Annotated in this window: 13 protein-coding genes; 2 read left to right on the top strand and 11 right to left on the bottom strand. The window is 35.5% G+C overall.

The window, feature by feature from the left end; all coding sequences use genetic code 11:
* From ACTTG8_RS08725 to ACTTG8_RS08735, 3 genes are all read right to left on the bottom strand, one after another.
* Window positions 1–648, bottom strand: a 648-nt coding sequence (locus tag ACTTG8_RS08725) for a metallophosphoesterase (RefSeq protein WP_442561733.1), incomplete at its 3' end; no start/stop codon positions are given.
* A gap of 124 nt (window positions 649–772) precedes the next feature.
* On the bottom strand, window positions 773–1,018 hold the full coding sequence (locus ACTTG8_RS08730; protein ID WP_442561734.1) for a Fur family transcriptional regulator: 246 nt from the start codon (window positions 1,016–1,018) through the stop codon (window positions 773–775).
* A 74-nt stretch (window positions 1,019–1,092) separates the two neighbouring features.
* On the bottom strand, window positions 1,093–1,995 hold the full coding sequence (locus ACTTG8_RS08735) for a LysR family transcriptional regulator (protein ID WP_442561735.1): 903 nt from the start codon (window positions 1,993–1,995) through the stop codon (window positions 1,093–1,095).
* Window positions 1,996–2,191: 196 nt separating this feature from the next.
* Here ACTTG8_RS08735 and ACTTG8_RS08740 point away from each other — a divergent pair, with 196 nt between their 5' ends.
* Both ACTTG8_RS08740 and ACTTG8_RS08745 read left to right on the top strand, forming a co-directional pair.
* Window positions 2,192–3,634, top strand: a complete 1,443-nt coding sequence (locus tag ACTTG8_RS08740; RefSeq protein ID WP_442561736.1) for an SLC13 family permease — start codon at window positions 2,192–2,194, stop codon at window positions 3,632–3,634.
* A 21-nt stretch (window positions 3,635–3,655) separates the two neighbouring features.
* Complete coding sequence (locus ACTTG8_RS08745; protein ID WP_442561737.1) at window positions 3,656–4,897, top strand: 2,3-bisphosphoglycerate-independent phosphoglycerate mutase; 1,242 nt, start codon at window positions 3,656–3,658, stop codon at window positions 4,895–4,897.
* A 225-nt stretch (window positions 4,898–5,122) separates the two neighbouring features.
* Here ACTTG8_RS08745 and ACTTG8_RS08750 read toward each other — a convergent pair whose 3' ends face one another.
* The 8 genes from ACTTG8_RS08750 to ACTTG8_RS08785 all read right to left on the bottom strand — a co-directional run.
* Window positions 5,123–6,313, bottom strand: coding sequence for a phosphopentomutase (locus ACTTG8_RS08750; RefSeq protein ID WP_442561738.1), 1,191 nt, complete (start codon window positions 6,311–6,313; stop codon window positions 5,123–5,125).
* Window positions 6,313–6,978 carry a deoxyribose-phosphate aldolase gene (gene deoC / locus ACTTG8_RS08755; RefSeq protein ID WP_442561739.1) on the bottom strand — a complete coding sequence of 222 codons (666 nt, stop codon included), beginning with the start codon at window positions 6,976–6,978 and terminating at the stop codon, window positions 6,313–6,315. Before deoC ends, ACTTG8_RS08750 begins: the two co-directional genes overlap by 1 nt.
* Window positions 6,979–7,045: 67 nt before the next feature.
* Window positions 7,046–7,753, bottom strand: a complete 708-nt coding sequence (gene deoD, locus ACTTG8_RS08760; RefSeq protein ID WP_442561740.1) for a purine-nucleoside phosphorylase — start codon at window positions 7,751–7,753, stop codon at window positions 7,046–7,048.
* Between the two features lie 95 nt (window positions 7,754–7,848).
* Window positions 7,849–8,562, bottom strand: coding sequence for a Crp/Fnr family transcriptional regulator (locus ACTTG8_RS08765; RefSeq protein WP_442561741.1), 714 nt, complete (start codon window positions 8,560–8,562; stop codon window positions 7,849–7,851).
* Between the two features lie 18 nt (window positions 8,563–8,580).
* Window positions 8,581–9,003, bottom strand: coding sequence for a cytidine deaminase (locus ACTTG8_RS08770; RefSeq protein ID WP_442561742.1), 423 nt, complete (start codon window positions 9,001–9,003; stop codon window positions 8,581–8,583).
* Between the two features lie 10 nt (window positions 9,004–9,013).
* The gene (locus tag ACTTG8_RS08775) at window positions 9,014–9,946 is read right to left on the bottom strand and encodes an ABC transporter permease (protein WP_442561743.1); all 933 of its coding nucleotides are present in this window, start codon (window positions 9,944–9,946) and stop codon (window positions 9,014–9,016) included.
* A 2-nt stretch (window positions 9,947–9,948) separates the two neighbouring features.
* Window positions 9,949–11,013: an ABC transporter permease gene (locus ACTTG8_RS08780; RefSeq protein ID WP_442561744.1), complete on the bottom strand. Its 1,065-nt coding sequence runs from the start codon at window positions 11,011–11,013 to the stop codon at window positions 9,949–9,951.
* Window positions 11,006–11,959: ABC transporter ATP-binding protein (locus ACTTG8_RS08785; RefSeq protein WP_442561745.1), on the bottom strand; the 954-nt coding region annotated here is incomplete at its 5' end. The genes ACTTG8_RS08780 and ACTTG8_RS08785, both read right to left, overlap by 8 nt.

Raw genomic sequence — 11,959 nt, forward strand, 5'->3', positions numbered from 1 at the left:
GCCTCCTACAAATGGAAGTCTCATTATACCACCATGTAGATGTCCTGACAGAGTTAAATCAGCCCCCCATTCACTGTAAGTTTTAAAATAAATAGGAGAATGAGCCATAAGTATTGAAAAATTTTTACCTTTTATTCCAATCTTATTTTTCAAATCATCAATTTCAAACTCCTTTCTTTTAAATTTAGGATATAAATCCATTCCCAAACTAAGCCCATATACATCAATAACTTCATCTTCGTCACTTATTAATGAATACTTATCATTATCAAGTAAAGTAATATTCATGTCTAATAATACACTCTTATATTCTTGCCATAGTGCTTGGCATAATTTTTCTTCATGATTTCCCAAAGCATGAAAAATTCTGTACTTTTTAGAAAGTTTTGAAAGTAATTCAACAGCAGTATCCATCGTCTTGCGTGATATATCAATACATTTTTCTCCACCAACAACCATATCTCCGCCAATAAATATATAGTTCGGTTTTGCTTTATCAATCATTTCTATAAGTGTAGAATTTTCTTTTCCATATATTTTACCATGTAAATCAGAAATGAAAATAATCCTTACTCCATCAAAGGATAGTGGAAGTTTTGGTGAATATATCTGATATTTTTTTACATACAACCCCTTACCTATAATCAAGTAGTATCCCCTTTCTAGTACTTATTCTTACTGCTACTTGCATAGATATTTTAACATAAAAACACCGATTATGATATATATTTTTAAATATTCATAATCGGCCATTATTTTATTAGATCAAGTGCTACTCTATATTTTTAATAATCTCTATTGTGTCAATTCTGTTTACGATTCCCATATCCTCAAGCTGTCTAATCATTCTATAAACAGTTGCCATTCCTATAGTTTTATCTTTTTTAGTCACCTGATAATATATATCTTTACAAGAATTAAAGTTATTGTTCATGATAATATCGATAATAAGCTTACGCTGTTTAGTTATCCGACAGCCATCATTCTTCAATCTTTCAATAACCTGTTCACTCGTCATATTAACAACCCCTTCATATAATACTATACATATAGAATATATAAGTATTATATTAAAACATTTGAGAATGATTGTCAATATCTTGAGTTAGGAACTATATCCTTAATCATTTTTATCATCTGTTTGGCAGCAGGTGTCAAAAATTTATTTTTCAAATACACATATTGAATTTCCCTTTTGATTGATATTTCTTCAATATTAAGTGCAGAAATAAGCCCAGCATTTGTTTCACGCCTTATCATCTTCTCTGACATAATTGATATACCTACATTATGTATTACCGATTCTTTAATTGCCTCCTGATTACTTATATATAATTTATTAGTAAAATCAAATCTACAAGTATCAAAAATTTTAGCTAAAAATCTAAACTGCGAAGATTTTTCCTTTTTAGTAATATATAAATCATTAGAAACATCTTTTAAAGAACAGCTCTCAGTTCCAAAAAGTCTGTGCTCTCTACCTACAATCAGCTTAAGATAATCTTTGTAGAAGGTTTCAGCAACATAGCAATTGGTATCACTAATAATATATTCTGAAAGCAAAATAAATTCTACCTGATTTTTATGAAGCATTTCTCTAATTTTGTATGAAGTATCAATTGTCATATTCAGTTGAATATTGGGAAATCTTTTATGAAAAGCACTTATTACTTCAGGAATGAGATATACACCGATAAAATTAGTTGCACCAAAGTTCAAAACACCTTCTTCCATATTATCAATTTGCCTGATATATTCCTGTGTATTATAGTATAATGCTACTGTTTCCTCAGCAAATTTTTTGAAATATTCTCCTTGCATTGTAAGAAATGAGCGTTTACCTACACGATTGAAAAGTGGAACCTTAAGCTCTTCCTCAAGAGACTGTATGCGCTTACTGAGTGCAGGCTGAGATATATACAAAAGCTCAGATGCTTTTGCAAAATTTTCCTCCTGTGCCAATATCAAAAATGATTGCAGTTTACTAATATCCATTATACATATCCCCCCTTATGTATTTAGTGTAAGTCTGTCAATATTTTAATAACATAAAGTTATCAATATGTCAACTTAATTCGATTGCTTTATTAAATAGTCTTAGGTATACTGGGCTTAAGATGATGATATAGCATTACCAAAAGCCTGTTTTGTAATGACTGTAACATCAAAACAAGAAAGGAGAATTTCTATTATGGCAAAAGAAAACAAAAAACTGAGTACAGGTGCTAAAATCGGTGCCATACTGGCAGTAATAGCCTTTTTAGGGCTTATGTTAATGCCTCTTCCCGTTGGCATGACACCTGAAGGACAAAAGTGTCTTGCTCTATTCACCTTTGCACTTATTATGTGGATTGCACAACCAATACCAATTTATCAGACCTCCATTATTGTGGTATTGCTCCTTCCTCTTATCGGAGCTGTCCCAAAACAGTCTGAAGCATTCGGCATGTTAGGTAAGGACATTATTTGGCTTATGGTAGCAGCTTTTGTACTTACATCAGCAATGAGTGTATCTAATCTAGGTAAAAGAATGGCACTTACATTAGTTACTAAATGGGCTAAAACACCTACCGGAACTTTGATTGTATTTGTTATAGTTAACTATATTTTGGCTTTCTTTGTTCCTTCTACAACCGCAAGAGCCTCTTTGATTGCTCCAATTGCTCTTGTTATTTTGGAAGTGTTTAAGGCAATGCCGGGTGAGAGTAAATTTGGTAAGCTTATGATGTTACAGGGAGTACAAAACAACGCTTTTGCTACTTCTATAGTTATGACTGCAACTTCAGCACAAGTTCTTGCAGTTGGTTTTATCAATGAACAGACCGGAGCAAATATAGGTTATATGCAATGGTTACTCGGTTCTATTCCACAAGCTATAATAACCACTGTAATAGCTTTTATAATCGGTACCAGAATATATAGATATAAAGATGAATTTGGTGGTGCTCTTGGAGAAGCTACCACATCTTTAAAACAGCAACTGGCTGAATTAGGTCCTATTTCTGTAAGAGAGAAAAAATCTGCTGTAATCTTCCTTCTCACACTGTTATTATGGGCTACAGGAGATTATCAAAAAGCTTGGTTCGGATTTGAAATAAGCACTGAACAAACTGCAGTTCTAAGTATGTTATTATGCTTACTTCCGGGAATTGGAGTTATTACATGGAAAGAAGCTAAAATCAAATGGGATCTTATGCTTTTCTCGGCAGGTGCATATGCCGTTGGTGGAGCTCTGGATAAATCTGATGCTGCAAACTGGGTTATAGAAAAGCTTATTCAATCCACCGGAATCAATTTACTTCCACCTGCACTCGTTGCTATCGTACTTATTTTTGTAACAGTATACAGTCATTTAATCTTCACCAGTAAAACAGTCAGAACCACAATATTGATTCCTGCGATTATAACTCTTTCGAGGCAGCTTGGAATGGATCCTGTTCCGTTGGCACTAGTCTGTTCATTTGGAATAGCTTCTACAATAACATTGCCGCCACATTCCAAGGTAAATACCTTATATTTTAGTTCCGGTTACTTCAGTGTAAAAGATGAGCTTATTTATGGTATTATTTCCTGCTTTATAGCTGCTTGTTCTATGTCACTTGTATACTTTACCTGGATACAGTTGATTGTGTAACTTTTATGAGGAGGTTGAATAATGGAACGTAAAATCCTTTTAGCCATTGCAGATGGCTTGGGTGACCGCCCTTGTGATATATTAGATGGAAAAACTCCGTTAGAATATGCTAAAACAGAACACCTTAATTACTTAGCAGAAAAAGGAAGTACCGGTATAATGGATCTTTATCAGGCCGGAAGTCCCGTAGGAACAGATCTTGGACATCTGATTCTATTCGGATATAGTATAGATGACTATCCCGGAAGAGGTCCTATTGAAGCTTTTGGCAACGGAATGGAGCTGATAGGCGGAGATGTGGCTTTTCGCTGTAATTTTGCAACCCTTGATAATGACATGAAAGTAATCGACCGTAGGGCTGGACGAATTAGAGAAGGCACTGAAGAACTTGCCTCAGCACTTAACGGGCTTGAAATAGACGGTGTTAAAGTTTTGTTTAAAGAAGCTACCGAACATCGTGCAGTTATGGTACTACGTGGTCCTGGGCTCTCTCAGGCAGTTACAGACACTGATCCCAAAAAGGAAGGCTTACCTGTTAAACCTTCTTTAGGAAAAGATAATAATCCTACTTCAAAATATACTGCTGTTATACTTAATAAAATTCTTCTAGAAGCACATCAAATCTTAAGTAAACACCCGGTAAACATATCAAGAGAGAAACAGGGGTTACTCCCTGCCAACGGAATTCTTACCAGAGGTGCTGGAATGATGCCTAACATTGATAAAATAACCGAGCGCCTAAACTTTAAAGCCTGCTGTGTTGCCGCAGAAAGTACTGTTCTTGGCGTAGCCCGTCTGGCAGGATTTAATATACTAAGTGACGAAAGTTTTACCGGAAATATTGACACTGACATAGAAAAAAAAGCTTCTTTTGCAATAGAGGCACTTAAGTACAATGACTTTGTTGCTCTTCATTATAAGGCTACAGACCTTATGGGACACGACAATGACCCTCTCGGAAAGGTTAAAGCCATTGAACAGTTTGATCGTATGCTTGGTCTTGTCATTTCATCCTTGAAACAGGAAAAAATGGAAAATGTTGTTATTGCTTTAGCTGCTGACCACTCTACTCCTTGTGAAAGAAAGGAACATAGCGGTGATCCCGTCCCAATAGTAATATGTGGAAAGAACTTGCGTAAAGATAACGTTAAATGCTATGATGAGATTTCATGTGCTAATGGTGGCTTAAATCGTATTAAAGGTGCAGACTTCAATCGAATTCTCCTTGACTATCTTGAAGTAACACCAAAATATGGAAATTAAATATATCCACCACAATGCAATTCATCGGAAATATTTTTTCTTAACAGAGAATTTAGGGATAATTCCTTAAACAGAAAAAAACAGGATACTCTACAGATTTAGAATATCCTGTTTTTATTGTTCATAAATGATTATTGTGGTAAATCAAAGTACTGTAAGATACAGTGAAGTTAAATTTTGATACCAATATATTTTTATATTTTATTCTTGCTATGATAGATATATTTAAACCAACTCTCCAAGCATCGAAGTTCCGATAGTTCCTTCCGGCATCGTAACTCCAAAATTTTCAGCAATAGTAGCTCCCATATCCGCAAAAGTATTGCGCTCAGGTATACTTCCTGAACCCTTAAAACTCTTTGAATAAGCTACAAAAGGTACTTTCTCTCTTGTATGGTCAGTTCCTGTATATGTAGGATCATTTCCATGGTCTGCTGTGATTATAAGCAAATCATCATCACGCATCACATCTAAAAATTCACCTAACTTCACATCAAACTTTTCTATCTCATCACCATAGCCTATAGGATCTCTCCTATGTCCCCAAAGTGCATCAAAGTCCACAAGATTTACAAAGCAAAGTCCTGTAAAGTCTTTGCCTGCCTCTTCTATAGTCTGTTCCATACCATGTACCGAACTGTTTGAATGATAAGCTTCTGTAATACCTTCTGTAACAAAAATATCATTTATCTTTCCGATGGAAATTACATCAAAGCCTGCATTTTTAAGTGCATTAAGAGCTGTATCACCAGTTGGCTTAACTGCATAATCATGACGGTTAGCTGTCCTCTTAAACTCGCCCTTCTTCTTACCGACATAAGGTCTTGCTATAACTCTTCCAACCTTCCACTCATCTCTCATACAAAGTTCTCTTGCTATCTCACAACATCTGTAAAGATTCTGAAGATCAAAAGTTTCTTCATTACCACAAATCTGAAGTACGGAGTCTGCAGAGGTATATACTATCATCTTTCCTTCATTGATCTCTGTTTCAGCAAGTTCCTCTAAAATTTCAGTTCCTGAGGCACTCTTATTTCCTATAATTTCCTTCCCACAACGGCTAGATAATTCATCCAAAAGTTCCTTTGGGAAACCCGTATCTGTAAATGTTACAAAAGGTGTAGTGGTATGAATTCCCATCATTTCCCAGTGTCCTGTCATTGTATCTTTTCCATTACTCATCTCGTTTAATGGACAATAATAACCTAATGGCTTTTCAACAGGCTCTACTTTACTAAGTGGTTTAAGATTAGCAAGACCGAGTTTTCTAAGATTTGGAATATTAAAATGCTCTACAGTATCCGAAATATGTCCTAAGGTATCTACATTTACATCTCCAAATTTTTCAGAGTCAGCCATAGCTCCCATACCCATAGAATCACAAACAATCAAAAATACTCTTTTAAATCTGCTCATTAATATCCGGTTGCCTCCTGTCCTTTAACTAACTTGACTATTCTGCTTGTACCAAGTCTGTCAGCACCGAGTTCCAAAAATTTATACGCATCATCAAGACTTGCAATACCACCTGCAGCCTTAATTTTTACATTTTCACCAACATGCTCACTGAATAATTTTACATCATCAAAGGTAGCCCCTGCTGTACTAAAGCCTGTAGAAGTCTTAATATAATCAGCTCCTGCCTTAGTAACTATCTCACACATCTTAATTTTTTCTTCATTTGTAAGCAGACAAGTTTCAATAATTACTTTAAGTACAAGGCTACCAACAGCCTCTTTTATAGCCTTTATTTCTGCCTCAAGCTCATCATACTTTTTATCCTTAAGCCATCCGATATTGATAACCATATCAACTTCTTTAGCTCCATTATTTACAGCATCCTTTGCCATAAATACCTTTGATGCTGTTGTAGCATAACCATTTGGAAAACCTATAACAGTGCAGATAGCAAGTTTTCCATCAACATAATCTACTGCTTCTTTTACATAACTAGCAGGTATACATGCAGAGGCTACATTGTATTTCATTGCATCGTCTAAAATCTGTTTAATATCATCCCAAGCAGCTGTCTGGGTAAGCAAGGTGTGGTCAACATGAGTAAGCATCTCTTCCTGTGTCATTATAATAGTCCTTTCATAATCGCTCTATCAATAAAATTATTTTACTACTATTGCAGTTTATTAGGTCTTAAGCTAGTTCCAAAGCCAATTCCATCATTTTTCCAAAACCTGTCTGTCTTTCATCTGAGCTTAGCTCTTCCCCTGTAATAATATTATCTGAAATTGTAAGAATTGCTAAAGCCTTTTTCTTACTTCTTGCAGCCTCCATGTAAAGAGCAGCAGCTTCCATTTCTACACAAAGCACTCCCATTTTAATCCATGCACTATGTGGGTCTTTTAAATCACAGTAAAAAGGATCAGAAGAAAGTACATTTCCAACTACAGTAGGTGTACCCTGTTTTTTAGCTATTTCTACAGCATTAGAAAGTAAGCTGTAATCTGCTATTGGAGAATAAGTCCCCGGTATTTCATACTGATTTGCCCAAGAAGAATTAGTACAAGCTCCCTGAGCTATTACTACGCTCCTTACCGGACACTGCTCGCTTATAGAACCTGCTGAGCCAATCCTTACTATATTCTCAACTCCATAGAAATTGAAAAGTTCATGAGAATAAATTCCTATAGAAGGCATACCCATGCCTCCACCCATTACGGATACTTTTTTCCCTTTATATGTTCCTGTAAAACCAAGCATATTTCTAACATCTGTAACAAGCTTAGGATCCTCAAGATATGTTTCAGCAATATACTTTGCTCTTAATGGATCTCCAGGCATAAGCACTGTCTTTGCAAAATCACCCTCTTTCGCTCTGATATGTGGTGTAGGTACTGGCATAACACTGTCCTCCTTAATAATTTTTATATTTCACTTCATAGTTCTCAAATAAATCTAGTATGCTACTATAATATCAATAAAATATCTAAACAAACTTAAATATCATCTACCTTATCAGCAAGCCTCAGCTTTATTTCCTTATATCTTTCAAAAGTTAATATAAGTTTTTGTCCTTTTTTTACTAAAAAGCCCTCTTTTATAAGTTCTTTCACAGTACGATTAACAGTCCTGACTGAAAGTGCTGTACCCTTTGCCAAGTCATTCCTAGTCATATCTATAATTACATTGTCATCTGAATGATTTTTTTCATAAAAATCATGTAAAAACAAAAGAACTCTTTCTTCTCCTTGTAAGAACATGAAGAGCCTTTCTTTTCTACACTGTTCTAACAGATATTTAGTCATAGATGCTGTAAACATTTTTAATGCATTTATGTCATTTAACACCCATTTTGCAAACTGATCTTTTGATAGTTTTAAAAACCTACAATTTGTTACAGTTATAAGAGTAGTTTTATATGTTTCTTCACCCAGTAGAAATTCCATTGCTCCAAAAATCTCAACAGGATAAAATCTTATAAAATCATATACTACAGGAAAAACCCTGAGATCAGTAGCTTTTACAATACCTGTAAGCAAAATATATACAGTGTTAGCAGAATTATTTTCCGTAATAAATTCTGTGTCCTTAGACAATAAGACTTCCTGAAATTCTTCTAAAAGCCACCTGGGAGCATTCTTTAAAAACTGCTCAAGATATAAACGGCTCTCATCACTCAGATGTTTCCATACATTATCTAATTCACTCATACGGATGCTCCTTGTAAATTACTTCACTTTTAGATTTTTAGGTCCAAAACCGAGAGGAAGTAATTCCCTTAGTTTAAATACTTTCATATCTTTAGGGTTATTAGTACCTAAAATCACATCAAACTCATCAGCATCAACAAACTCATTAATTACCTGCCTACATACTCCACAAGGTGGACAAATAGATAATACAGTATCACCTTCAGAGCCACCAACTATAGCTATAGCACTAAACTCCTTATCACCTTCGCTAACTGCCTTAAATATTGCCGTTCTTTCAGCACAATTAACCGGTGAGTATGCTGCATTTTCAATATTACATCCCTTATATACCTTACCGTTTTTAGTGAGCAGGGCTGCTCCTACCTTAAAATGTGAATAAGGTACATATGCCATCTTTCTTGCTTCAAGAGCTATATCTACCAATTCCTTATATTCCATAAAGCACTCCTTATTTTGACTTGATATAAGGCTTTCCATTAGCTGCAGGTGCATCTGCTCTTCCTACAAAGAAGATAAGAGCAAGGATGGTAACTACATAAGGTATCATAGAAATTAAGTTTGGTGAAACCATGTTTCCCTGACTGGCAAGTGCCTTAAGTCCGTTACATACGCCAAAAATAAGACAGCCTTTTAATGCACCGATAGGAGAAAATTTACCAAAGATAACTGCAGCAATAGCAATAAAGCCCTGTCCAACAATTACTGTTGGTTTAAACTGACTAACTGTCGCAAGTGTACAGAAAGCTCCACCAAGTCCTGCTAAAAATCCTGATAAAATAACACAAATATATCTTACCAAATATACGTTTATTCCAAGTGATTCACAGGCTACCGGATGTTCTCCACAGGCACGAAGATGTGCTCCAAGCTTTGTCTTGTAAAATACAAAGCTAGCTATAATAGCAAATATAAACACTATATATGCCATAGAATATACATTGAGTACATTCGCACCAAAACTTCCTGCCTCAAAAACATCGTTGAACATCTTAGGAAGTTTGCCATCCAAAGGAATTGCAGGGCTATCTGTAGAGTTGTAAAGAATCATACAGGTAAATGCTGCAAGTCCAGGTCCAATGAAATTGATTGCTGTACCTGCAATAGTCTGATCGGCATGAAAATGTATGCAGACAACTGCATGAATAAGTCCAAATACTCCGCCGGCAAGACCTCCTATAATAAAAGCGATGATACCATTTCCTGTCACAAGGGCTGCAATAGCACCCGTAACTGCACCTATTGTCATCATTCCTTCGATTCCGATATTAACAACACCACTTCTCTCCGAAAAACAAGAACCCAGAGCTGCCAAAAGAAGTGGAGGGGTCGCAATCAGTACTGCATTAATCAAAAGTCCAAGATTTTGAATTAAAATATCCATTATTATGCCTCCTTCTTCTCTGTAAGTTTAAGTAGTATATACTTAAATATATGGGCTATAGCTATGAAAATAATTACACATCCCATAATGATACTTATTATCTGTGAAGGAACTTGAACCATATTTAACTTAGAACCACCAAACTTCATTGCTCCATAGAAAAGTCCTGCAAAAATACAGCCTATAGGACTGGAACTGCCGATAAGTGCTACTGAAATTCCTTCAAAACCATAACCTTCCTGACTTGCAAATTGTACAAGTCTTCCACTCTGTCCCATAATCTGTACAGCTCCACCAAGCCCTGCCAAAGCACCTGATATGCAAAGAGCTGTAAGTATGGATTTATTGGCATCTATACCTGCATAATCTGCAGAATGTTTATTAAAACCTACTGCTTTTAATCTATAACCAAGAGTTGTCTTTTCTATTATTATCCAAATACCTATTGCAACAAGAACAGCTATAAATATTCCCCAGTTTGCATCAGGACATTTAATCTTAGCTATCCAGTCCGCAGGTAGAAGAAGTCTTGCACTGTCTTCTAAATTTTTAGAGGCCTCTCCACCTTCCACCTTAATTGACTTTAGGTTTACTACAAAGTTAGAAAGATAAAATGCAATCCAGTTAAACATGATAAATGAAAGCACTTCATGTATGCCTCTTTTAACTTTCATAATACCACAAATAAATGACCAAAATGCTCCTGCTGCCATAGCTGCAATTATACAAAGAGGTACATGAATAATCGCAGGCAATTTTACTAAAACACCTACAAGAGTTGCAGCTATACTTCCGACAACAAACTGTCCTTCTGCACCGATATTAAATACACCTGTCCTAAAAGAAAAGGCAACAGACAAGCCTGTTAGAATAATCGGAGCTGCATATACCAAGGTATATACCATATACTTTGGCTTACTGAATACACTGGATATAAGCTTTCCATAGGCAACAGCAGGACTTATGCCTGCGATAACAAGAAAAATTGCTCCAATAAGAAAGCCTATTATAATTGCAATAATAGTGTATAATATATTGCTTTGCAAAATACTTTTTTTCTTATTCACCCTGCTTACCTCCTGCCATCATAAATCCAAGTTCACCCTCTCTAGCTTCACTTCCAAGTAAACTACCTGCAACCTTTCCACTACTTATAACTACTATTCTATCTGAAAGATTCATAATCTCATCAAGCTCGAATGAAACAAGTAAAACAGCCTTTCCCTTATTTCTCTGTTCTACAATATACTTATGAACGAACTCAATAGCACCTACATCAAGTCCTCTGGTTGGATTAACAGCAATCAACAAGTCTTTATTATTGGTCACTTCTCTCGCAATAATTACCTTCTGCTGATTACCACCTGAAAGACTTCCTGCAGGATTACCCTCCGCTCCCCTTGGTCTTATATCAAATTTATCCATCATTTCTGTTGCATGTTTACGAATTTCTTTTCTATTTAAAATAAACCCCTTTGAATACGGTTCCTCATTGTAATGCTGTAAAATAAGATTATCTTCGATAGAAAATTCAAGTACAAGTCCATGTTTCTGACGGTCTGCAGGTATGCTTGAAAGCCCATCCTTAAATATTTCACTAGGAGTTTTATTGAAAATATCCTTGCCATTCATTGTAATTTCACCTGAATCAGCCTTCTTAAGTCCACTAAGTATTTCTACAAGCTCAGTTTGACCATTTCCATCTACACCTGCAAGTCCTACTATTTCCCCTGCCCTTACTGAAATATCAAAACCTTTAAGTATATCTACTCCCCTATAATCACGTGCTTTAAGATTCTTAACTGAAAGTACCTCTGCTCCTGCTTCCTGTTCTTTTTTCTCAACTTTAAAGTTTACATCACGTCCGACCATGAGTGCTGCCAAATCAGCCTCATCTACATCATCAACCTTAACAGTCTTTATATATTTTCCCTGACGAATGATGGTACAGTTATCTGAACAGGCTTTAATTTCTTTAAGCTTATGTGTAATTATTATTATACTCTTGCCATC

The sequence above is a fragment of the Catonella sp. genome (assembly GCF_052173895.1).
In the GTDB taxonomy this organism is placed as follows: Bacteria; Bacillota; Clostridia; order Lachnospirales; family Lachnospiraceae; genus Catonella.